At 70.6% G+C, this 20,883-nt stretch carries 17 protein-coding genes; 8 read left to right on the top strand and 9 right to left on the bottom strand.

Annotated features, from left to right (window positions below; translation table 11 throughout):
• Positions 1-5 precede the first annotated feature (5 nt).
• Positions 6-842, top strand: coding sequence for an ABC transporter ATP-binding protein (locus ACGFSB_RS05375; protein WP_393394397.1), 837 nt, complete (start codon positions 6-8; stop codon positions 840-842).
• Here the strand turns inward: ACGFSB_RS05375 and ACGFSB_RS05370 are convergent.
• The 3 genes from ACGFSB_RS05370 to ACGFSB_RS05360 form a co-directional block, all read right to left on the bottom strand.
• Complete coding sequence (locus tag ACGFSB_RS05370; RefSeq protein ID WP_393394394.1) at positions 820-1,956, bottom strand: amidohydrolase; 1,137 nt, start codon at positions 1,954-1,956, stop codon at positions 820-822. The two genes, ACGFSB_RS05375 and ACGFSB_RS05370, sit on opposite strands and share 23 nt — an antisense overlap.
• Positions 1,957-2,020: 64 nt before the next feature.
• Entirely contained in the window at positions 2,021-3,448 is a 1,428-nt protein-coding gene (locus ACGFSB_RS05365; RefSeq protein WP_393394392.1) for a VWA domain-containing protein, read from the bottom strand.
• Positions 3,445-4,305: an AAA family ATPase gene (locus ACGFSB_RS05360; RefSeq protein WP_393395759.1), complete on the bottom strand. Its 861-nt coding sequence runs from the start codon at positions 4,303-4,305 to the stop codon at positions 3,445-3,447. Before ACGFSB_RS05360 ends, ACGFSB_RS05365 begins: the two co-directional genes overlap by 4 nt.
• A gap of 194 nt (positions 4,306-4,499) precedes the next feature.
• Between ACGFSB_RS05360 and ACGFSB_RS05355 the strand changes: the two genes are divergently transcribed.
• The 3 genes from ACGFSB_RS05355 (at position 4,500) to ACGFSB_RS05345 (ending at position 6,755) form a co-directional block, all read left to right on the top strand.
• On the top strand, positions 4,500-4,997 hold the full coding sequence (locus ACGFSB_RS05355; protein WP_393394389.1) for a winged helix-turn-helix transcriptional regulator: 498 nt from the start codon (positions 4,500-4,502) through the stop codon (positions 4,995-4,997).
• Positions 4,998-5,112: 115 nt separating this feature from the next.
• Positions 5,113-5,664, top strand: a complete 552-nt coding sequence (locus tag ACGFSB_RS05350; protein ID WP_393394386.1) for an SRPBCC family protein — start codon at positions 5,113-5,115, stop codon at positions 5,662-5,664.
• Positions 5,664-6,755: an LLM class flavin-dependent oxidoreductase gene (locus ACGFSB_RS05345; protein WP_393394383.1), complete on the top strand. Its 1,092-nt coding sequence runs from the start codon at positions 5,664-5,666 to the stop codon at positions 6,753-6,755. The genes ACGFSB_RS05350 and ACGFSB_RS05345 overlap by 1 nt, the downstream gene beginning before the upstream one ends.
• Here ACGFSB_RS05345 and ACGFSB_RS05340 read toward each other — a convergent pair.
• Positions 6,724-7,872, bottom strand: a complete 1,149-nt coding sequence (locus ACGFSB_RS05340; protein WP_393394380.1) for a methyltransferase — start codon at positions 7,870-7,872, stop codon at positions 6,724-6,726. The genes ACGFSB_RS05345 and ACGFSB_RS05340 overlap by 32 nt on opposite strands.
• A gap of 361 nt (positions 7,873-8,233) precedes the next feature.
• Here ACGFSB_RS05340 and ACGFSB_RS05335 point away from each other — a divergent pair, with 361 nt between their 5' ends.
• Positions 8,234-9,883: a cytochrome bc complex cytochrome b subunit gene (locus tag ACGFSB_RS05335; protein ID WP_393394377.1), complete on the top strand. Its 1,650-nt coding sequence runs from the start codon at positions 8,234-8,236 to the stop codon at positions 9,881-9,883.
• A gap of 53 nt (positions 9,884-9,936) precedes the next feature.
• Here the strand turns inward: ACGFSB_RS05335 and ACGFSB_RS05330 are convergent, their stop codons facing one another.
• From ACGFSB_RS05330 to ACGFSB_RS05310, 5 genes are all read right to left on the bottom strand, one after another.
• Entirely contained in the window at positions 9,937-12,186 is a 2,250-nt protein-coding gene (locus ACGFSB_RS05330; RefSeq protein ID WP_393394375.1) for a germacradienol/geosmin synthase, read from the bottom strand.
• Positions 12,187-12,339: 153 nt separating this feature from the next.
• The gene (locus ACGFSB_RS05325; protein WP_393394372.1) at positions 12,340-13,908 is read right to left on the bottom strand and encodes an AbgT family transporter; all 1,569 of its coding nucleotides are present in this window, start codon (positions 13,906-13,908) and stop codon (positions 12,340-12,342) included.
• Positions 13,909-13,977: 69 nt separating this feature from the next.
• On the bottom strand, positions 13,978-14,922 hold the full coding sequence (locus ACGFSB_RS05320; protein ID WP_393394369.1) for an alpha/beta hydrolase family esterase: 945 nt from the start codon (positions 14,920-14,922) through the stop codon (positions 13,978-13,980).
• A 61-nt stretch (positions 14,923-14,983) separates the two neighbouring features.
• Positions 14,984-15,808: a creatininase family protein gene (locus ACGFSB_RS05315; RefSeq protein ID WP_393394366.1), complete on the bottom strand. Its 825-nt coding sequence runs from the start codon at positions 15,806-15,808 to the stop codon at positions 14,984-14,986.
• Entirely contained in the window at positions 15,805-16,500 is a 696-nt protein-coding gene (locus tag ACGFSB_RS05310; protein ID WP_393394363.1) for a FadR/GntR family transcriptional regulator, read from the bottom strand. Before ACGFSB_RS05310 ends, ACGFSB_RS05315 begins: the two co-directional genes overlap by 4 nt.
• A gap of 184 nt (positions 16,501-16,684) precedes the next feature.
• Between ACGFSB_RS05310 and ACGFSB_RS05305 the strand changes: the two genes are divergently transcribed.
• The 3 genes from ACGFSB_RS05305 (at position 16,685) to ACGFSB_RS05295 (ending at position 20,849) form a co-directional block, all read left to right on the top strand.
• On the top strand, positions 16,685-17,731 hold the full coding sequence (locus tag ACGFSB_RS05305) for a LacI family DNA-binding transcriptional regulator (RefSeq protein ID WP_393394360.1): 1,047 nt from the start codon (positions 16,685-16,687) through the stop codon (positions 17,729-17,731).
• A 37-nt stretch (positions 17,732-17,768) separates the two neighbouring features.
• On the top strand, positions 17,769-19,730 hold the full coding sequence (locus ACGFSB_RS05300) for a beta-N-acetylglucosaminidase domain-containing protein (protein WP_393394358.1): 1,962 nt from the start codon (positions 17,769-17,771) through the stop codon (positions 19,728-19,730).
• Between the two features lie 246 nt (positions 19,731-19,976).
• Positions 19,977-20,849, top strand: coding sequence for a TetR/AcrR family transcriptional regulator (locus ACGFSB_RS05295; protein ID WP_393394355.1), 873 nt, complete (start codon positions 19,977-19,979; stop codon positions 20,847-20,849).
• Positions 20,850-20,883: the final 34 nt, after the last annotated feature.

Below are 20,883 nucleotides of genomic sequence, written 5' to 3'. Positions count from 1 at the left end.
CCCCCGTGCAACTGACCGTCGAGGCGCTCACCTCCGGCTACCCCGGCCACACAGCCGCCGTGGACGGCGTCGACCTGACCATCCCCAGCGGACAGGTCGCCGCCATCGTCGGCCCCAACGGCTGCGGCAAGTCGACGCTGCTTCGCTCCATCTCCCGCCTGCACAAGCCGAGTTCGGGCACGGTGCGCGCGGGGGACGACGACGTGTGGCAGCTCACCCAGCGCCGCGCGGCCCACCGCATCGCACTGCTCGCCCAGTCCCCGCAGGCCCCCGAGGCCGTCACCGTCGCCGGACTCGTCCGCTACGGTCGCCACCCCCACCAGGGGCTCTTCCGCCAGTGGTCGCGCGAGGACGAGACCGCCGTACGCGACGCCCTGGAGGCCACCGGCACCACGGAGCTCGCCACGCGCCGCCTCGATCACCTATCCGGCGGTCAGCGGCAGCGCTGCTGGCTGGCGATGGTCCTGGCTCAGCAGACCCCGATCGTGCTGCTCGACGAGCCGACCAGCGCCCTTGACCTCGGGCACGCCGTCGAAGTCCTGTCCCTGGTACGGGAGGTGGCCGCCGCGGGCCGCACCGTCGTCATGGTCCTCCACGACCTCGCGAGCGCCGCCCGCTACGCCGACACCGTCATCGCCATGAACGCGGGCAAGATCGTCGCGAACGGCCCGGCCCGGGATGTGGTGACCGCCGAGCTGGTCAAGGAGCTGTACGGGATCGACGCGGACATCCTTGAGGCGCCGGGCGACGGCTCCCCGGTGGTCGTACCGTCCGCGAAGGCGACTACGAAGACGACTACGAGTGCGAGCACGAAGGTGACTACGAAGACGCCGACCGGCTGACCGAGAAGTCCGCGGCCGTCCACGCGAGACCGACAGCCCCGTCGATCATGGCCTGTTCGGCGACCGGCGTGGCGGCCGCCGCGGCGAACTCCGGCTGGTGCGGGGAGCAGCCGCCCCCGCCGATGTCGAGCACCGGATGGATCGACGGCACGACGTGCGAGACGTTGCCCATGTCCGTGGACGCGAACGGCCCCCGCTGCTGTGGCTCGGGCCGCCCGAGGGTACGCGCGTTCGCCGCCCACAGCGCGACGAGCCCGGCATCGGACCGGAAGTCGAGATAGTCGGGCGCGGGCTGCTCCAGATCCAGCGCGCACCCGGCCGCAAGCGCCCCCGCCCGGAAGCAGTCCGCCACCCGCTCCCGCAACTCACGCAGTTCTTCGACGGACGGAGTCCGCAACGCATAGGCGGCGGCGGCCCGTTCGGGAATGGCGTTGAGCGCGGTCCCGGCCTCGGTGGTGATCCCGTGCACCTTCCAGCCACCCGGCAACTGCTGCCGGAGCAGCCCGAGGGCCACCTGCGCCACGGTCAGCGCGTCGGCCGCGTTCCGCCCGTCCTGCGGATTGAGCGCGGCGTGCGCGGACTTCCCGGTGTACGTCACCGACAGTGCGCCCATCGCGTACGACCGGAAATCGGCGACCTCGAAAGGGCACGGGTGGACCATCATCGCCGCGTCGGCCCCGGCGAAGGCACCGGCATCGAGAAGCAGCGCCTTCCCGGCACCGCTCTCCTCGGCGGGAGTCCCCAACACGCGGACGGTGAGCCCCAGTTGATCGACCACCGGAGCAAGCCCGAGGGCGGCCCCCACGCCCGCCGCCGCGATCAGATTGTGCCCACAGGCATGACCCATCCCGGGCAGCGCGTCGTACTCGCAGGCAAGCGCGACGGTCACGGGCCCCGAGCCCACGGTCGCCTCGAAGGCGGTCTCGAGCCCGTAAGCGGGAGCGGTCACCGCGAACCCGTGCCCGCGCAGCACCTCAGCACACCACCCGGCGGCCCGCCGCTCCTCGAAGGCGATCTCAGGATGGGCGTGGATCCGCCGGCTGAGGCTGATGAGCTCGCCTCGCACCTCGCTGATCCGGGTCTGGATCTCCGCTTTGAGTCCGTCGCCTGCCACGCGTGCTCCTCGCCACTTCCGCCGGTTGCCTCGCCCGGCAGCTTACGGTCGGCCGCCCTCCCGGTCAGACCGGCAACAGCCGCCCGATCAGCGCGCTGAGCTGCTGCGCGTTGCGGCACTCGTACATCTCCACGAGCTCGGCGTAGGTGCCGGCCGCCGAGTCGCCCGTCTGCCACAGGGGGCGGCCCTCGGGGTTGAGCCAGTAGAGCTTGCGGGAGCGGGCCGCGATGTCGCGCAGGGCGGGGACGTTCGGGTCGCTCATGTTCGTGCGGGCGTCGCCGAGGACGAAGACCGTGGAGCGCGGGGTGATCGCTTCGGTGTAGCGCTCGGCGAACTCGCCGAGGGCGGAGCCGTAGTCGCTGCTTCCGTGGTAGCCGGTGACCGCCGCGCCGGAAATGATGCGGCTGCCGAGGCCCTCGGGGTCGGCCGTGCCCCGCGCGATGAGGTCGGTCACCTCGTCGACCCGGTTGACGAAGGCGAAGACCCGCACCTTGCTGAACTGGTCGTGCAGCGCCTGGACGAGCAGCATCGTGAAGTTGGCGAAGCCCGCAACCGAGCCGGACACGTCGCAGAGGAGGACCAGCTCGGGGCGCGCGGGGCGGCGGCGTCGCAGGACCGGGCGCATCGGGATGCCGCCCGTCGAGAGCGAGCCGCGCAGGGTCCGGCGCAGGTCGATCCGGCCGCGGGCGGCACGGCGGCGGCGCGCGGCGAGGCGCGTCGCCAGTTTGCGGGCCAGCGGCTGGACCGTTCTGCGGAGTTCGTCGAGCTGGGCGCGGCCCGCGATCAGGAAGTCGACCCGGTCGGCGGTCGTGGTGACGGCACGCCGGGCGATCTCGTCCCGTCCCCGCCGCTCGGCTACCCTGCGGCGCGCCTCGGTGCCCACGAGCCCGCGGAAGTCCTCGATGCGGCGGCGGATCTCGTCGGCGGTGAGGCGGTCGGCGAACTCTCCTTCGGCGGTTCCCTCGCGGATACCGGCAAGGATCCGGGCCAGCAGGGTCTCCGGGCGGAGCCGGGACAGCGTCTGATGCGACGACCACCCGTCCGAACCGCCTGTACCTCCCGAACCCGAACCGCCAGTCCCCCCGGATCCGGGACGCGTTCCGTATCCGCCCATTCCGTCGACAGCTTCGGCAGCCAGCTGGGCGAGCAGGGCCTGGTCGTCGGCGGCGAGCGCAGCGGCCAGGCGGTCCCGGAGGTCGTCCCTGTCGAACTCCCGCCCGGGGCGGTCCAGTGACTCCGGGCCACCGACTCCGCGCGGGAAATACAGATCGAAAACCGGGTCGAAGACGGGGCGCTGCCCCTCGCTGTGCAGCAGCGCGGCGGCAAGACCTTCCCGCACCCGCTCCCGATCGCTCAGGCCCAGGGCGAGCAGCGCCTGTCCGGCGTCCACGGTCTCGCCCGTGCCGATCCGGATTCCGTGCGAGCGCAGCGCCCGCACGAGCGCGGTGAGACGCTCCGGGACGCCGGTCCCGGCGGTCGACGCCCCGGTCACACGGCGTCCAGATCCAGCTTGGCCGCCGCCTTCAGCACGTCGTCCTGATGCTTGAGCACGACGCCGAGACTGTCTCGTACGACGTCTTCGTCGAGGGAGTCGGCGCCAAGGGCGAGCAGCGTACGGGCCCAGTCGATGGTCTCCGCGACCGACGGCGCCTTGCGCAGGTCCATCGCGCGCAGCGCGCCGATCACGCGTACGACGGACCGCGCGAGCGTCTCGTCGAGCCCTGGCACCTTCAGCCGCACGATGCGCCGCTCCAACTCCTCGTCAGGGAAGCCGATATGGAGGAACAGGCAGCGGCGGCGCAGCGCCTCGGAGAGCTCGCGGCTCGCGTTCGATGTGAGGACGGTGAAGGGGCGGCGGGTGGCGGTGATGGTGCCGAGCTCGGGGACCGTGACCTGGAAGTCGCTCAGGACTTCGAGGAGCAGGCCTTCCACCTCGACGTCCGCCTTGTCGGTCTCGTCGATCAGGAGCACCTTCGGCTCGTCGCCGCGGATGGCGGTGAGCAGCGGGCGCGGGAGCAGGAACTCCTCGCTGAAGATGTCCGTGCGGGTCTCGTCCCACGACTCGTCGCGGCCCGCGGTGATGCGCAGGAGCTGCTTGGCGTGGTTCCACTCGTAGAGCGCGCGTGACTCGTCCACGCCCTCGTAGCACTGGAGGCGGATCAGGCGCGCGTCCGCGACCTCGGCGACGGCCTTGGCGAGCTCGGTCTTCCCGACGCCCGCAGGGCCCTCCACGAGGAGCGGCTTGCCGAGTCGGTCGGCCAGGAAGACGGTGGTGGCGACGGCGTTCGAAGCCAGATAGCCCGTCTCGGCGAGTCGCGTGGCGACATCGTCCACTGATGTGAAGAGCAACGGGGCCTCCGGCTTGGCGGGTACGACGGGCAGAGCGACCTCCGCCACTTGATCAGCCTCCCGGTCCGCTCCACAACGGGGCAGCCGCGTTTGCGTCGAACGTCACGTGCTCCCGCACCCGCACCCGCTCCTGTCTGCTGGGTCCTGTCCCGAGACCCACCGAGATCCCTTGCCTCTTCTCGTATCCTTGTGGCATGAGGCGGACCTCCTTTGCCAACTGGCCCTGCTCCATCGCCCGCACCATGGACCTGCTCGGCGACTGGTGGACTCCGCTCGTGCTGCGCGAGGCGTTCTACGGGATCAAGCGGTTCGACGCCTTCCAGCAGGAGCTCGGCATCGCCCGCAACACCCTGACCGACAGGCTGCGCCGCCTGGTCGACGAGGGGCTGCTCGAAAAGCGGGCATATCAGAGCGAGCCGGTGCGCTACGACTACGTCCTCACCGAGAAGGGCCGCGACTTCTTCGGCGTACTCGCGGTGATGAACAGCTGGGGCAACCGCTGGCTGAGCGGTGACGAGGGGCCGCCGGTCGTCTTCGAGCACGATCGCTGCGGGCACGAGGGCGCGGCCGAGGTGGTCTGCGGCCACTGCAAGGAGCCGATGTCGGCGGCGGACACGCATCCGCGCCTCGGCCCCGGCTACCCGGCGAGGCTGGCCGAGCGGCCGGACATCCTGGACCGCTTCAGCCGCTGACACCTCCGCGCGCGCTTGGCGGGCGAACCCTTGACGAGTGAGTCTATCTACGCAACTCTCATGGTCAGCGACTACAGAAGCGACTACAGAAGCGGCTAAAGAGAGGCGACCCACGATGGAGTGGACAGGCGCGCGTTACGCGGACAAGCCGACGGCCGAAGTGCGCACACGCATCGCCGCGGCACCGGAACGCGTGTGGGAACTCGTCTCCGACATCGGCCTGATGCCCACGCTGAGCGCGGAGCTCCGGTCGGTCGAGTGGCTCGACGGGGCGGCCGGGCCCGCGCTCGGCGCCCGGTTCGTCGGCCGCAGCGAGCACCCTTCGTTCGGTGCGTGGGAGACCACGTCGTACGTCGTGGAATGCGAGGCTCCACGCGTGTTCGCCTGGGCGGTCGAAGACCCAGAACTCCCCAGTGCCGTATGGAGGTTCAGCCTCGCGGCTGCGGACGACGGCAGTACCGAACTGACCCAGTGGATGCGGATGGGGCCTGGCCGATCGGGACTTTCGTACGCGATCGACCGGATGCCGGAGAAGGAACAGAAGATCGTGTACGTACGGATGCGGGAGTTCGAGCAGAACATGGCGGCCACAGTGGACGCGATCAAGAAGCTGGCCGAGGGCGCCGCTCCAGCCACCCCGGCTGCCCCCGAAGAGGCAGGCGCCTGATGCGTACATCGACGACCATCGAGGCGTCCGGCGCGAACTGGCGGGAGACCGTCGACTTCGTCACCGAGGCCGAGAAGCTCGGCATGGACATCTGCTGGGTCGCGGAGGCGTGGGGTTCCGAAGCGCCGTCCCCGCTGGGCTACTTGGCCGCGCGCACGGAACGTATGCTACTCGGCTCCGCCATCATCCAGCTCGCGACCCGGACCCCGGCCGCCATCGCCCGCGCCGCGATCACCCTGTCGAACATCTCCGACGGCCGCTTCGTCCTCGGACTCGGCCCGTCGGGCCCGCAGGTGATCGAGGGGCTGCACGGGGTGCCGTTCGCCCGCCCGCTCACGCGGATGCGGGAGACCGTGGAGATCGTCCGCCGAGCGGCCACGGGCGAGAAGATCTCCTACTCCGGACGGGAGTTCACCATTCCGCTGTCCGGCAGCGACACGAAGCCCATGCGCCTCTCGATGCGCGCCGAGCACGAACTCCCCATCTACCTGGCCACCCTCTCGCCCAAGATGCTGCGCCTCACCGGTGAGATCGCCGACGGCTGGCTGGGCACCAGTTTCGTGCCGGAGGGCGCGAAGGAGGCCTACTTCGACCACCTGGACGCGGGCCTCGCCGCCTCCGGCCGTACCCGGTCCGACCTGAACATCTGCCAGGGCGCCGAAGTGGCCTTCGCCGACGACGAGGACATGCTGCGCGCGATGGTCGCGAGCCGCAAGAAGGAGCTCGCCTTCAGCTTGGGCGGCATGGGCTCCGCCACCACCAACTACTACAACAACGCCTACAGCAGGCAGGGTTGGGCCGACATCGCAGCCGAGGTGCGGACCCGCTGGCAGTCCGGCGACCGGGACGGCGCGGCCACCCTGATCACCGACGAGATGGTCCTCGCCACCACCCTCATCGGCACCGAGGACATGGTCCGCGAGCGGCTGAGGGTGTGGCGCGGTGCGGGGGTGGACACCATCCGCTTCTACCCGGCGGGGGACAGCCTGGACGCCCGGCTCACGACCCTGGGCCGGGCGCTCGATCTGGTGCGGGAGGTGGACGGACGGCCGGGCGCCGTCACTCGGCCGTCAGCCGCCACAGTGACGTGACCTCGGCCGCGCGCGCCGCGTGCAGAGGGTCCGTGGGGTCGGACGCCCGTGAGTGGCGGGGCTTGATGTCGAGGCGGTCCGCGACCCGCAGACCCGCCGCCGTGATGGCGGATGTGAGTTCTCCGGGCGCGCGCAGGCCCAGCTGCTCGGCCAGGTCAGACATGATCATCCAGCCCTCGCCGCCCGGCATGAGGTGAGCGGCGAGCTCCGCGAGGAAGGCGTGCAGCATGGCGCCCTTGGGGTCGTACACGCCTTGCTCGAGCGCCGAGCTGGGCTTCGCGGGGAGCCAGGGCGGGTTGCATACGACGAGGGCGGCGCGGCCCGGCGGGAAGAGTTCCCCGCCGGTGGTGATCTCCACCTGGTCGGCGAGGCCGAGGCGGCTCATGTTGGCGCGGGCGCAGGCCACCGCGCGCGGGTTGTTGTCGGTGGCCACGACGTGCCGGATGCCCCTGCGGGCCAGGACGGCGGCCAGGACGCCGGTTCCGGTGCCGAGGTCGAAGGCCGGTCCGCCGAGCTCCGCGGGGCGGGGGAGCGGCGCCTGCGCGACGAGGTCGACGTACTCGCCCCTGACCGGCGAGAAGACCCCGTAGTGGGGGTGGATCCGGGCGCCGAGCGCGGGGATGTCCACGCCTTTCGTACGCCACTGGTGCGCGCCGACCACGCCGAGCAGCTCCCGCAGGGAGACCACTGACGGCGTCGTCCCGGGCGGGCCGTACGCCTCCTCGCAGGCGGCCTGGACGTCCGGCGCCCTGCGCAGATCGAGCGAGTAGTCCGCGCCCAGGGGCACGAGGAGCCTGCCGAGCACGCGGGCCCGGTGCCCGCTCGCGCGGCGCTGAAGGTGGAAGGCCTCCGTCGGTGACGAGGCGGCCGCGCCGGAGGGGGCCTTCTGGTCGACGCGGCGGCCCATCGCCTGGAGCAGCTGGCGTGCCTGGTGGTAGTCGCCCTGCCACAGCAGCGCGGTGCCTTCGCAGGCCAGGCGGTGGGCGGTGGACGTGTTCATGCGGTCGTCGGCCGTCACGACCCGGCGGGGCGCCGGCATTCCGGTCTCGGAGCGCCAGCGGGCGGTGTGCTCGGCGGTGTGCTCGGCATTGCCGTCGGTCCAGCGGATGTCGGACACAAGTACTCCTCAGAGAGTGAACGTGCAGGGGGCACGAACAGCACTTCGACGAGGAGCGGGAGCGATGAGGCTCAGGGCAGGTGGTGCGGCTCCCGCGCCGAAGTGCGGGTGATGTCGCCGAGCACCGCGCCGAGCGTCATACGGGCTCCTTGAGGAGGTGAGGGCCGTAAGGAAGTGTGAATGTCTCATACGGGACGGCGGCTGGCCAATCGCCCCGCCGGTTCCTTGGTGGCGTGGCTCACGTACGGGCTGACCAGCGCGGCCGTTGATCGTCAACTCCCTTAGTGGTAGGCCCTGTTGGCTACGGGACCTGCTGGATCTACCCTGGTATCCGCCTGAGGGGGACCTGAGGGGGAGACGAATGAGCGGAAGAGTCGAGCACACCCGGGACAGCAAGCGGCCTGCCCCGGCCGGCAAGGGAGAGCGGGTCGCCGACTGGGCGGACGGCCGCCTCGGCATCAACACGCTGGCCAAGAGTCAGATGCGCAAGATCTTCCCGGACCACTGGTCCTTCATGTTCGGCGAGATCTGCCTCTACAGCTTTCTGATCCTGATCCTCACCGGTGTCTATCTGACCCTGTTCTTCGAGCCCAGTGGCGCCGAGGTCGTCTACGACGGCGTCTACACACCGCTCAACGGCATCCAGATGACCCGGGCGTTCGAGTCGACGGTCGACATCAGCATGGAGGTGCGCGGCGGTCTGCTGATCCGGCAGATCCACCACTGGGCCGCGCTCGTCTTCGTCGCCGGGATGCTCGTGCACATGATGCGGGTGTTCTTCACCGGCGCGTTCCGCAAGCCGCGTGAGATCAACTGGATGTTCGGCTGGACGACGCTGTTCCTCGGGATCATCACCGGCCTCACCGGCTACTCCCTCCCCGACGACCTGCTCTCGGGCACCGGTATCCGCTTCGCGCAGGGCGCGATCCTGTCCATCCCGGTCGTGGGGACGTACATATCCTTCTTCCTCTTCGGCGGAGAGTTCCCCGGCGACGACATCATTCCGCGGCTCTTCAGCGTGCATGTGCTGCTGCTGCCAGGGATCATGCTGGGGCTCGTCACCGCCCACCTGATCCTGGTCTTCTACCACAAGCACACCCAGTTCGCCGGGCCGGGAAAGACCGAGAAGAACGTGGTCGGGGCACCCCTCCTGCCCATCTACATCGCCAAGGCCGGCGGCTTCTTCTTCCTCGTCTTCGGTGTCCTGGCGATCATGGGCGCGGTCGCCACCATCAACCCCGTGTGGGCGATGGGGCCCTACCGCCCCGATCTGGTCTCCACAGGTGCTCAGCCCGACTGGTATCTGGGCTTCTCCGAAGGCCTGATCCGGGTGATGCCCAGCTGGGAGATCAGCGCCTGGGGGCACACGCTCCAACTGGGCGTCTTCATCCCGTTCTCGCTCTTCCCGCTGATCATGGTGGCGATCGGGGTCTATCCCTTCATCGAGTCCTGGATCACCGGCGACAAACGGGAGCACCACATCGCGGACCGGCCGCGCAACGCACCCGTGCGCACCGGGCTCGGTGTGGCGTGGCTGGTGCTGTTCGGCGTGCTGATGGTCGGCGGCGGCAACGACCTGTGGGCTACGCACTTCCATCTCTCCATCAACGCGATCACCTGGTTCGTGCGGATCGGCTGCTTCGTGGCCCCGGTGCTCGCCTTCTTCGTGACGCACCGATGGTGCATGGGATTGCAGCGCCGTGACCGGGAGAAGGCGCTGCACGGGCGGGAGAGCGGCACGATCAAGCGCCTGCCGCACGGTGAGTACGTAGAGGTCCATGTGCCGCTCACGCAGGGCGAGTTGTACACCCTGACCGCGCACGAGCAGCCCGAGCCGTACGAGGTCGGGCCGCTGGTCGACGCGAACGGCGTGAGGCGCACGGTCTCCCGGGGCCAGCGGCTGCGGGCTCGCCTCGGGCGGGCCATGTACGGGCCTTCGGCGCAGGTGCCCAAGGCGACACCCGAGGAGTATCTGGAACTCCAGCAGGGCGGTGGCGACGGGCATCACTGACCGGGTGCACCCGCACCACTGACCGGGCGCACCCGCGTCCCGCCGACCGCCGCTCAGCCCTGCCCAAGCCCGAGTGCCCCCTCCATCTGGCGGTCGGCGGCCAGCCCGAACTCCCGCAGCCAGTCCGGCCGTACGGCCGCCATGCCGAACCCCGAAGGTGTCGTGAGCGGGCCGTGCGACAGGTCCTCCTCGCGGTAGCGGCGGCAGTCGCGATGCCAGGTGTAGATGCCCGCCATCCAGTTCTCCAGATCGCGTACGTAGCCGTCGAGGATGTCCCGTGTCTCCTGCGGGAGGTCGAAGTCGTCGTACAGAGCGGGGAGGTCGTGCGCAACGACGTGCTGGAACTGGCTCAGGCGTGACTTCATCAGGTCGTCGATGATGCCGAGCGCCGTCGGATAGTCGCAGTCGAAGAAGTTCTGGACGACGAGGATGCCGTTGTGGACCTCGCCCTCGTACTCGATCTCCTTCTGGTACGAGAAGACGTCGTTCATGAGGGCGGAGTAGTCGCACGCCGAGTTCTCCAGGCTCCGCATGGGCCCCGTGCGGTAGATCTCCTGCGGCACCTGCGGGCCGTGGCCGAGGCGGCACAGGCTCGTCGTCAGAGGGGCGCCGAACGTGAGGCGGCGCATCTCGATGTAGTCGACGGGGTCGGGGATACGGTTCTGCGCCTGGTTGTCCAGCTCCCAGAGCCAGCTGGCCGTCATGACCTCGATGGCGGTGCGCAGCGTGCGGCGCGCCTCCTGGTCCATCGGGGCCGCGGTGCGCTCCCACAGGTCGGCGAGCCCCCGCTCCAGCGCGCTCGTCGGCGCCGGCATGTCGGCGAGGTCCAGCGGCATGAAGAGCGAGAGCCGGTCGTTGCAGAGCTTGGCCCCCGCGAGGTCACGGGGCCTGCCGAAGACCACGGGGAAGTAGTCGTCCCCGTACGTGCCCCAGGTCAGCCACTGCGAGCCCAGGTCGAGGGCTTCGAGGTCCGCGTCCGGATGGAGGCCCGCCGCGCAGAGCGGCAAGTCGTAGCCGTGCAGCTTGTGCGCGTCCCAGATGTCCGAGCTCGGCACTCCCGGCTGGGGTGTGAGCATGCCCATCCGGTCCGCCCACTCCACCGCGCGGGGGCGGGATGCCGCCAGGTGCGGCGAGAGCCTCGTCTCGAACGGCAGGTTGAAGTCCGGGAGTCGGGAAGGGCCCACGCGCTGGAAGGGGATGTGGGTGTAGCCCCGGAGCCGCTCCGCGCCGGTCGCGGCGATCAGTGCCTTGATTCCGGCGACCGATGTGCCGGGACCTGAGGGTCCTGCGAGTGGCGAAGGCCTGTTGGCGCCTCCCTTGTTCATATAGCGGCTGGAGACCATGTGCCACTCGTGGCCGCCGGACTGCCAGTCCTGGAGACCCTTGGTGTACGCGAGGACGTCCGCGCACTCCTTCGGGGGCAGCCCCGTCTCGGCGAAGAGCGGGGCCAGTTCGGTGAGCGCCGTGGTCTCGAACTGCTGCATCCGTGAGGTCAGGAGGTCGTTCACGGCGTCCGCCGCCTCCTGCGTGGTGCAGTCGAGGAACTTCTCAAGAACCAGGACGCCATTGGAGAGTTCACCTTCCTCCTCGATCTCCCGCTGATAGGAGAAGAGGTCGTTGCGCAGGTGGACTGCGTCGGAGAACGTCTCCTTGAGGACACGCAGGGGCCGGGATCCCGCGACGGCCGGGGGGACTTCGGCGCCCGTCGCGTACTCGACGAGCCCCGCCGACCAGGGTGCGCCGCCCACCTTGCGGCGCATCTCGATGTACTCGACGGGGTTGGCGATCCGGCCCTCGTTGATGTTCGAGAGCTCCCACAGGGACTCGTTGAGCAGATTCTCCGTGCTCTCCGCGAACCGCGCCCGCCAGCCGTCCGACATGAACGGCACCGTCCGCGCCCACAGGTCCGCGAGACCCGCCTCGACCGGATTCGTCGGCTCCGGCACGGGCGTGGACAGATCCATCGGCATGAAGGCGGGCAGCCGGTCCAGATAGGCCTTGCCGCCCTCGCGGTCCTGAGTCCGCTTGAACAGTTCGAGGAAGTGGTCGTCGAAGAAGAACACCCACACGTACCAGTCGGTGACCAGGGACAACGCGGGACCGTCGCAGTCCGGGTGGGTGTACGCGCAGAGCAGCGCGTAGTCGTGGGCGTCCAGATCGTGCTGCTCCCAGACGCCCGAACCCTCCAGCATCCCCATGCCGCGCGCCCACTTCCTGGAGTGCTGCCGCGCCTCTTCCAGCTGGGGATTGAGGCGGGCGGGATGCACCTGGTAGAAGCTGGGCAGTTCGAAGGGCTGCGGCATACGGCGTTCTCCTCGCGCGGTGGCGTACGGACAGCGAATGCACTACCCGTGCGGGAACGGCCGATGCGGTGATCGTCGCAGGGTCACACCATCGCGTGACGCGGGACGTTCACACTCTCGTAAGCAGCATCATCAGTTCGAACGCCGGGCGGTTCAGCGCACCGGCGCGCCGGGGCCGAGCGGAATGCCGAGGGCCCACCAGGCGAGGAAGAGCAGCGTCCAGGCCGCGGTCATCGCGACGGCGAGCGGCAGCGTGTACGAGGCGAGGGTGCCGAGCCCCGCGGACTTGCGGTAGCGCTGGAGGAAGCCGAGCGCCATCACGAAGTACGGGCTCATCGGCGTGATGGCCGTCGAACCGGAGTCGGCGATGCGGAAGAGCGCCTGGGTCGTCTCGGCCGGGACGTCCACGAGCATGAGCATCGGTACGAGGACGGGGGCGGCCAGGGCCCACATCGCGGACCCGCTGGTGACCATGACGTTGACGACGGTCAGGAGCAACAGGATGAGCAAGAAGGCGACCACGATGGGCAGTTGACTGTGCTCGAGCAGCTCGGCCGCCTTGACGGCGAGGACATCGCCGATGTGCGTCCAGTCGAAGTAGGCGAGGAACTGGGCGATCGCGAAGAAGAGCACGAGCACCGGCGCCATCTGCTTGACGCCTTCGACCATCAGCTTGGGTACGTCGCCGGGCTTGCGGATCGATCCGGAGCGGGCCCCGTAGACGATGCCGACGAGCGCGAAGAGGAAGGCGACGATCGCCGCGATGCCGTCGAGGAGCGGTGACTCGACGATGCTTCCGCCGTCGCCGCGCAGGGGTGATGAGACGGGGACGACGGCCGCGGTGAGCGCCGCGACGGCCACCAGGAAGGTGAGACCCGCCCGGCGCAGGGCCGAGCGCTCGCGGTCGCTGAGGCTGAGCGCGCCGATGTCGTCGAGGTCGGCGTCCGGGTCGGCGTCGAGGTCGGGCCGCTTGCTCAGGACGAAGCGCGTCACGAGGGTGATGACGGCGGCGAGCAGGAGGGAGGAGGCGATGTTGAAGAACCAGTTGCTCAGCGGCGATACGTACGCGTCGGCACCGCCCGCGATCTTCGCGGCGGTCGTGGTGATCCCGGCGAAGATCGCGTCGTTCGGAGTCGGCACGGGGCTCGCGTCGTAGCCGGACGCGATGGAGGTGTAGGCGACCACGATGCCGAGGACGGGGGAGCGGCCCACGGCCCGGAAGGCGAGCCCGCCGAGCGGTACGAGGATGATGTAGGCCGCGGCGGACGCGACATGCGAGACCGTGCCCGCGAAGGCGACGGCGAACACCACCCAGGACGCGGGTACCCGGGAGACGCCGACCTTCATCAACGCGGCCAGGAATCCGCTGCGTTCGGCGACCGCCACGCCCATGATGACCACGACGATCGTCGCCATCGGTGGGAACGCCGCGAAGTTCTCGATCATCGTGGAGGCGGCCATCGCGAGCCCGTCCCCGCTGAGCAGGCTCTGTACGGCGACGCTCTTGCCGTCTCCGGGCGCGATGACGGAGACGTCGAACCCGGCGAGGACCGCGCTGATCACGGCGAGGATCCCGGAGAGGATCCAGAACAGCCAGAAGGGGTGCGGCAGCGCGTTCCCGGCGCGCTCGACGACGGCCATGGCGCGGATGAGGCGGGGGAGTGGCGGGTCGGTGGGTGGTGGGGGTGGCGTGTCCGGCAGGGCGGGGGTCGGGGATGACATGGCGGCTCCGCGGGGAAGGGAGGGGACGGTGGGTGCGGTGAGAAGGGAGGGGACGGTGGGCGCGGTGGCTCAGCGCAGGTGGTGGTGGCGCAGGAAGCGCCACAGGACCTCGTGGGCCTCGACGGTCTGGGTGGTGTATCCGCCGCCGCTGTAGCTGTCGGCGCCCGGCCAGGTGTGCCCGCCGCCGGTGACGGCCACATGACGGACCTCGGCGCCGCCCGCGCAGCCGACCCGGCGGGAGGTGGTGATGTCGGGCCCGGTGGTCCGGTCCGGGGTGCGGGCGCGGCAGCCGTTCCGGTCGGCCCAGGCGGTGAGCCAGTCGCGGAGCGCGGGCAGGCCACGGTCGGGGTCTCCGGCGTACGGGATGGTGGCGTCGCCGGTGCCGTGGAAGTCGATCACCGGCACCGGACGCGCCGGGTGGCAGTTCTCGCCGGTGGCCGGATAGAAGGCACCGGCGACGGGGGCGATCGCGGCGATGCGGTCGGCCATCCGGCAGGCGAGGAGCGCGGTGAACCCGGCGCCGTTGGACTTCCCCGTGGCGTACACGCGCCGCCGCTCGACGCAGAGTCCCGCTTCGAGCGCGTCGAGCAGGTCACCCGTGAACGCCACGTCGTCCACGCCGGGCGCGGCGTAGGGCGCCCCCTGCCACGCCTGCCGCTGCCCGTCACCGGTGCCGACGACACCCTCCGGGTACGCGACGATGGCGGGCAGGGACGACAGCTTGCTGAACTCCTCGGTGCCGCTGCCGGTGTTGCCGCGCCCGTGGAAGGCGAGGACGACGGGCCATGCGCGGTCGCCGGTGTACTCCTCGGGCAGATGGAGCTGGTAGGTCCGGGTCAGTCCGCCGCTGGTGACGGTGTGCGGGGCGGTGGTGCCGGGAGGCTGAGGCGTGGTTCTGCCGCAACCGGGGGTGCGTGCGTCACCGGCGTGTGCGGGAGAGGTGAGGCCCACTCCCGCGAGCAGGGTGAGACCGGCGATGACAGAGGCGGCCGTGCGGGACAGTACGCGTTTCAAGGCAGGCTCCTTCCGCCGACGGCGCGGGGCGCGGTCGGCTGAGCGGTTCAGTGACGGAGTGTCAGCCGGTCGCGTCCAGCCACTCCCTGGCGAAGGTGACGATGCGGTGGACAGCGGCGTCGATGATCGCGCGGCCGTCATCGGTCGTGGCACGGCGTGGATCGCCGAGTACGCCGTTGGGGCTGAGCCGGTCGTACGGCACGGTCAGGGCGGGGTGGCCGCCGCGGCGCGCGACACGGGAGAGCGGGTCGAGGTCGTCCTGGGTGACGGACCCGGGGGTGAGCCGGTCCTCGTGGACCAACTCGGGTGCGAGGTACAGCATTTGAGCGGTCTCCGCCTCCCCGCTGTGCCCATGGACCTCGCTGGGCCGCATCGCGGCGACGGCGTCCGGGGCGAGCGAGGTCAGCGGAGTCCAGGCGAACCGCAGGCCGGGATGGGTGACGAGGAGGTCCTGCGCGACGGTGGTGAGCGTGGCGTTGTTGCCGCCGTGCCCCGTGATCACGAGCATGTCCCGCCAGCCGTGCCGGTGCAGGCTGTCGATGTAGTCACGCAGGACCGCGGCCAGGGTGGCCGTCGACAGGCTCACCGTCCCCGCGAAGGCCAGGTGATGCGGCGAGACCCCGATGCCGAGCGAGGGCCCGATCACGGCCCGCCCGGCAAGCTGCGAGGCCACGAGCTCGGCGACATGCTCGGCCCGAATGGTGTCGGTGGCGAGCGGCATCCCCGGCCCGTGCTGCTCGAAGGCGCCCGCGGGGATGATGACGAGGGGGCTCGCATCGACCGCTGTGGCGGCTTCGACGGTGGTCATCTCGGCGAGGCGGTAGGGGAGTTGGGCTCCCGCGGCAGCCGGTGCCGTCGCGCCGTGCGGCAGGGGGGAGTCGTTCATCGGGACCCCGTCTCCGGGAAGTCCGCCGCGGCGATCGCTTCACGGATCGACGTCAGGTGCTCGCGGGTCAGCCGCTCTGCCGCCCCCGCGTCACCGTCGCGTACCGCCTCGTAGATCTCCACGTGCTCGGCGTGGTCACGCTCACGGTCGTTGTAGCGGTGCCGGATCTCCACCTGCTCACGCGCTCTGACGTGCAGCAGGGCCTCGACGGTCTCCCGGAGCAGTGTGTTGCCGCTGGCTGCCGCGAGTGCCACGTGGAAGTGCACGGACTGGCGCAGAGACTCCTCGGGTGGAAGCAGTGCGTTGCCCGCGGCGAGGGCCAACTGCTGGACACCGTCCTCCACTTGGGCCCGTGCCGCGGACGCCGCTATCGCCGGTTCCAGGACGAGACGGGCCCCGACCAGTTCCAGGACCGAAGCGCGGTCGCTGCGCGGCTGATGCGGGTTGGCCAGGAGCCTGCGGTCCACGCCGGGCCCCACATACGTCCCTGAACCGTGCCGGAACTCCACCACCTCCGTGGCCTCCAGCCTGCGCAGCGCCTCGCGCACGGTCGGCGTGGTGACCTCGAAGCGGCGGGCGAGATCGCGGGAGGAGGCCAGCGCGTCGCCGGGGGCGAGGCGCTCGGTGCGGATGATCTCGACGATGTCGTCCGCGAGGCGCTCGGAGAGGGAAGGTTGACTGCCGTAACTCATGAAGTGAATAAATCACTTGGTCTCTAGGCGGGTCAATGGTCGTGACGGAGTCGGTTCGAGTCGGTTCAGAGCGAGCCCAACGACCCCTTGTATCCCGCACCTTCATCGCCTTAGCCTGCTCGCGCTCAAGCGCTTTAGTTCCGCAGCCCGCACTCGGTGACAACGACGCGAGGGGAGGTCACACATGCGCCGTACCCCGGCCCGACGCCCCACCATCAAGGACATCGCCCTGCGGGCCGGTGTCTCGGAGAGCGCCGTGTCCTTCGCGCTCAACGGCAGGCCCGGAGTCTCCGAGGCGACCCGCGATCGCGTCCGCCGAGTCGCCGAAGAGCTCGGCTGGCAGCCGAGCGCCGCCGCGCGTGCCCTCTCCGGCGAAGGCTCCGGCACGGTCGGACTCGTCCTCGCCCGCCCGGCGAAGACCCTCGGCGTCGAGTCGTTCTTCCTCCAACTGGTCTCCGGAATCCAGGAAGTGCTCGCACGCCGGAAGCTCGGCCTGCTCTTCCAGGTCGTCGAGGACATCGAAGCGGAGTGCGCGGTCTACCGCCGCTGGTGGGCCGAACACAGGGTCGACGGCCTCCTCGTCGTCGACCCGCGCGCATCGGATGCGCGGCTCGCCCTCCTGGACGAACTGGGGCTTCCCGCGGTCGTCGTAGGCACGCTGCCGGACCCGCACGCCGACCACCCCGGCATCTCCAACCTCTGGGCCGACGACGCCCTCGCCATGGCCTCCATCGTCGACCACCTGTATGCCCTGGGTCATCGCCGCATCGCGCACATCGCGGGCCTGCCCGACCTGACGCACACCCTGCGGCGCATCAACTCCCTGCGGGCCGAGGCCGACCGGCGCGGTCTGCGTGACGTGGACTCGGTCACCACGGACTACTCCGACACCCAAGGCGCCGAGGCCACCCGCCGGGTCCTGGCATGGGACCCCCGGCCCACCGCGATCGTCTACGACAACGATGTCCTTGCCGTCGCCGGCCTCGGTGTCGCTGCGGAGCGCGGCATCGCGGTACCGGGGGACCTCGCCATCGTGGCCTGGGACGACTCGGTCCTGACCCGCTCGGCCCACCCCGCGCTCACCGCACTCGTCCGCGACACCGCCGTCTACGGCGGGCACGCCGCCGAGCAGCTGATCGCGCTCCTCGACGGCGGCCCCGCCGTCCGCGTCCAGGACGAACTCCCGCACCTGGAGGCGCGGGCGAGCACCGCCGCCCGCGCCGCCCCCTGAGCCCACCCGCACCCCCGTCCCGAAGTTCGGAGGCCCTATGCCCCGCACCACACGCGCGCTCAGACCCCGGACGGCGCTCCTCGCGCTGGCCGTCCTGGCGATTCCGCTGGCACCTTCGGCCGCCGCAGCGCCGTCGTCGGCCCAGAAGGAAGCGACGGAAGCGACGGAAGCGTCCACCGGGGAAGGGCGGCTCCCCGTCGTCTCGCCGACCCCGCAGCACATGGACCGCGCGGGCGCCGACGTGCCGCTAGCCCGGAGCGCGGAACTCGTCGTCGACGACGACACGGACGACGCGGCCCGGCGCCGCGTCACCGAGACCCTGCGCGCCCACGGGGTGCGCGACATCGACGTACGCACGAAGACGTCGGGCCGCGCCCCGCTGACCGTCCTCCTCGGCCCGGCAGCCAGGACCGACATCGCGAAGGCGCTCGGCGATACGAAAGTGCCTACGCAGGCCGAGGGGTACGCGCTGCGGGCGAAGGGCCGCACCGTCGCGCTCGGCGGCAAGGACGCGACCGGGCAGTTCTACGCGGCGCAGACCCTCGGCCAGCTCATGTCGAAGGGGCGGATAGCGGGAGCCTCGGTGTCCGACTTCCCGTCCATGCCGCTGCGCGGCAGCATCGAAGGGTTCTACGGTCCGCCCTGGACCGAGGCCGAACGCCTCGACCAGCTGGACTTCCTGGGCGACACCAAGGCGAACACGTACGTCTACGCGCCCAAGGACGACCCCTATCACCGCGAGAAGTGGCGCGAGCCCTACCCCGCGGACAAGCTCACCGAACTCGGCAAGCTGGTCGACCGCGCGACCGCGAATCACGTCCGCTTCACGTTCGCGGTCTCGCCGGGTGGCTCCATCTGTTACTCCGACCCGGCTGACGTCAAGGCGCTGACCGCGAAACTCCAGGCGATGTACGACCTCGGGGTGCGGTCCTTCTCGGTGCCGCTCGACGACATCAGCTACACCAAGTGGAACTGTGCGGGCGACAAGGAGAAGTTCGGCGAACCGGGCCGTGGTCCCGCGGCGAAGGCGCAGGTGGGTCTGCTCAACACGATCCAGCGGGAGTTCATCGCTCAGCGCGAGGGCGCCAATCCGCTACAGATGGTGCCCACGGAGTACGGCGACCTGACCGACACCGCGTACAAGCAGACGATGCGGGCGGAGCTCGACCCGTCGGTGGAGGTGATGTGGACGGGCACGGACGTCGTGCCGCCGGAGATCACCAACTCCCAGGCCCAGAAGGCGGCCGAGCTCTTCGGGCGGAAGGTCTTCGTCTGGGACAACTATCCCGTCAACGACTTCGCGCGTACGGCGGGCCGGCTGCTCCTCGCTCCCTACGACAAGCGGGAGGCAGGCCTCTCGGGCCATCTGAGCGGCATCGTGTCCAACCCGATGAACCAGGAGGCGGCCAGCAAGCTCGCCGTCTTCACCATGAACGACTTCTCGTGGAACGACAGGGGCTACGAGCGGGCGCGGTCGGGGCGGCAGGCTGCCCTGTATCTCGCCGGGGGCGATGAGCGGGTCGCCGACGCGGTGCAGACGTTCGTGGACCTCAACCACGCGGCGCCGACCTTCGGCGAGTCGAACTGGCAGCCGCAGTCGCCCGTGCTCGGGCCGAAGCTGGACGCTTTCTGGAAGCAGTACGAGAGTGATCCCTCGGGGGCGGTACGGGCGCTGCGGCCCGTTGCGCGGGAGATCGAGCGGGTGCCTGGGGTGCTGCGGTCCGGGGTGCCGGATCCGCTGTTCCTCCACGACGCGAAGCAGTGGCTCGACGCCACGGAGCTGTGGGGCTCCGCCCTGGGGCATGGGCTCGCGGCGTTGGCCGCGACGCAGGAGGGTGACTCCGCCTCTGCGGCGAAGTCGGTCGCCGCGATGGAGTCCCTGGCGGGACAGGCTCGGGCGATCACGGTCGATCCGGCTGAGCATCACCAGCTGGGGCCGGTGAAGATCGCCGACCCGTTCCTCGACGAGTTCGTCAAGGGGGTCCAGGACAGGACCTAGCCCGGACCTGGCCCGCCGCTTCGCGACGGATCTCTCCCACCCACCCGCCCCCTCACCCCGCAGTGCAGGGGGTGAGGGGGCGGGTGGGTGTGCGTGGTCCCGTCTCCGTTGTGGGCAGGTGTTCCGCCGAGGCTCCGCATTGCGGTAACTGAGACGTCAGTCAGGATCGCAACCCCCAGGGGTAGCTGCGAAAAGTCCCGCCCCGCGGATTGCGCTGATCGCAACACGCGGGTACCGTTACCGCCCATGCAGCAAGACCCCGACGTCGCGGACCGAGTCCGCAAAGTCATCGCCGATGCCGGTGCGACCCAGCGTGAATTCGCTCGCCGCATCGTGATGGACCCCTCCAAGCTCTCCCGCTCCCTCGGCGGCACCCGCCGCTTCACCGCGGCCGAGCTGGCCCGCATCGCGGACACCGGCGGGGTGGACGCGGGCTGGCTCCTGGGCACCCAGGGCGGCACTCAGGACGGCACCCAGAGTGTGACCCCCGCGGCCCGCCGCGAACGCACCGTCGCCGCGCCGGAAGGCGGCCGCCCCCTCCAGATCGTCCGGGAAACCGTGCGACTCGTCGCCGAGCGCGGTTTTCACGCCGTCCGCGTAGCCGACATCGCCGAAGCCTGCGCGACAAGCACCGCCGCCATCCACTACCACTTCCCCGGTCGCGACGACCTCCTCGAAGCCGCCGTCCGCTGGTGCATGGACGAGGACACCGCCCGCCGCGCGGCCCGCATCGCCGACGCGGCCGACGCGGCCGACGAGCTGCGCCAGCTGATCGAGCTGCAGATCCCGCGCACCCCGCAGCAGCGCTGGCAGTGGAGCGTCTGGCTCGACCTGTGGGCGGAGGCGGCCCGCTCCACCGCCGTCGGACGGCTGCACGCCGACTACTACCGGCAGTGGCGCTCGACCGTCGCCGACGTCATCCGGCGCGGAGTCGACCAGGGCGTGTTCCGCCTCGTCGATCCGCAGTCCGCCGCGCTCCGGCTCACCGCGCTGATCGACGGCCTCGCCACCCAAGTGCTCGCCGCCACCCCCGGCACCGACGGCACGACCCCCGGCGACATGCACGAAGCACTGCTCGTGTACGTCGAGTCGACGCTCGCCGCGCCGCCGAACGCATAGCCGTCCCGCGCCGCGGAGAGCCAGTACCAAGCCC

Origin of the sequence: Streptomyces sp. NPDC048441 (genome assembly GCF_043200235.1) — a bacterium.
In the GTDB taxonomy this organism is placed as follows: Bacteria; Actinomycetota; Actinomycetes; order Streptomycetales; family Streptomycetaceae; genus Streptomyces.
The sequence above is the reverse complement of the archived record's forward strand: the minus strand, read 5'-3'. Positions and strand labels throughout refer to the sequence as shown.

Excerpts from the sequence above, each read along its gene's own strand:
- ACGFSB_RS05355 (WP_393394389.1), top strand. The coding sequence starts at position 4,500 with ATGAGGCGGACCTCCTTTGCCAACTGGCCCTGCTCCATCGCCCGCACC.
- ACGFSB_RS05350 (WP_393394386.1), top strand. The coding sequence starts at position 5,113 with ATGGAGTGGACAGGCGCGCGTTACGCGGACAAGCCGACGGCCGAAGTG.
- ACGFSB_RS05345 (WP_393394383.1), top strand. The coding sequence starts at position 5,664 with ATGCGTACATCGACGACCATCGAGGCGTCCGGCGCGAACTGGCGGGAG.
- ACGFSB_RS05335 (WP_393394377.1), top strand. The coding sequence starts at position 8,234 with ATGAGCGGAAGAGTCGAGCACACCCGGGACAGCAAGCGGCCTGCCCCG.
- ACGFSB_RS05330 (WP_393394375.1), bottom strand. The coding sequence starts at position 12,186 with ATGCCGCAGCCCTTCGAACTGCCCAGCTTCTACCAGGTGCATCCCGCC.
- ACGFSB_RS05325 (WP_393394372.1), bottom strand. The coding sequence starts at position 13,908 with ATGTCATCCCCGACCCCCGCCCTGCCGGACACGCCACCCCCACCACCC.
- ACGFSB_RS05315 (WP_393394366.1), bottom strand. The coding sequence starts at position 15,808 with ATGAACGACTCCCCCCTGCCGCACGGCGCGACGGCACCGGCTGCCGCG.
- ACGFSB_RS05310 (WP_393394363.1), bottom strand. The coding sequence starts at position 16,500 with ATGAGTTACGGCAGTCAACCTTCCCTCTCCGAGCGCCTCGCGGACGAC.
- ACGFSB_RS05305 (WP_393394360.1), top strand. The coding sequence starts at position 16,685 with ATGCGCCGTACCCCGGCCCGACGCCCCACCATCAAGGACATCGCCCTG.
- ACGFSB_RS05300 (WP_393394358.1), top strand. The coding sequence starts at position 17,769 with ATGCCCCGCACCACACGCGCGCTCAGACCCCGGACGGCGCTCCTCGCG.
- ACGFSB_RS05295 (WP_393394355.1), top strand. The coding sequence starts at position 19,977 with ATGCAGCAAGACCCCGACGTCGCGGACCGAGTCCGCAAAGTCATCGCC.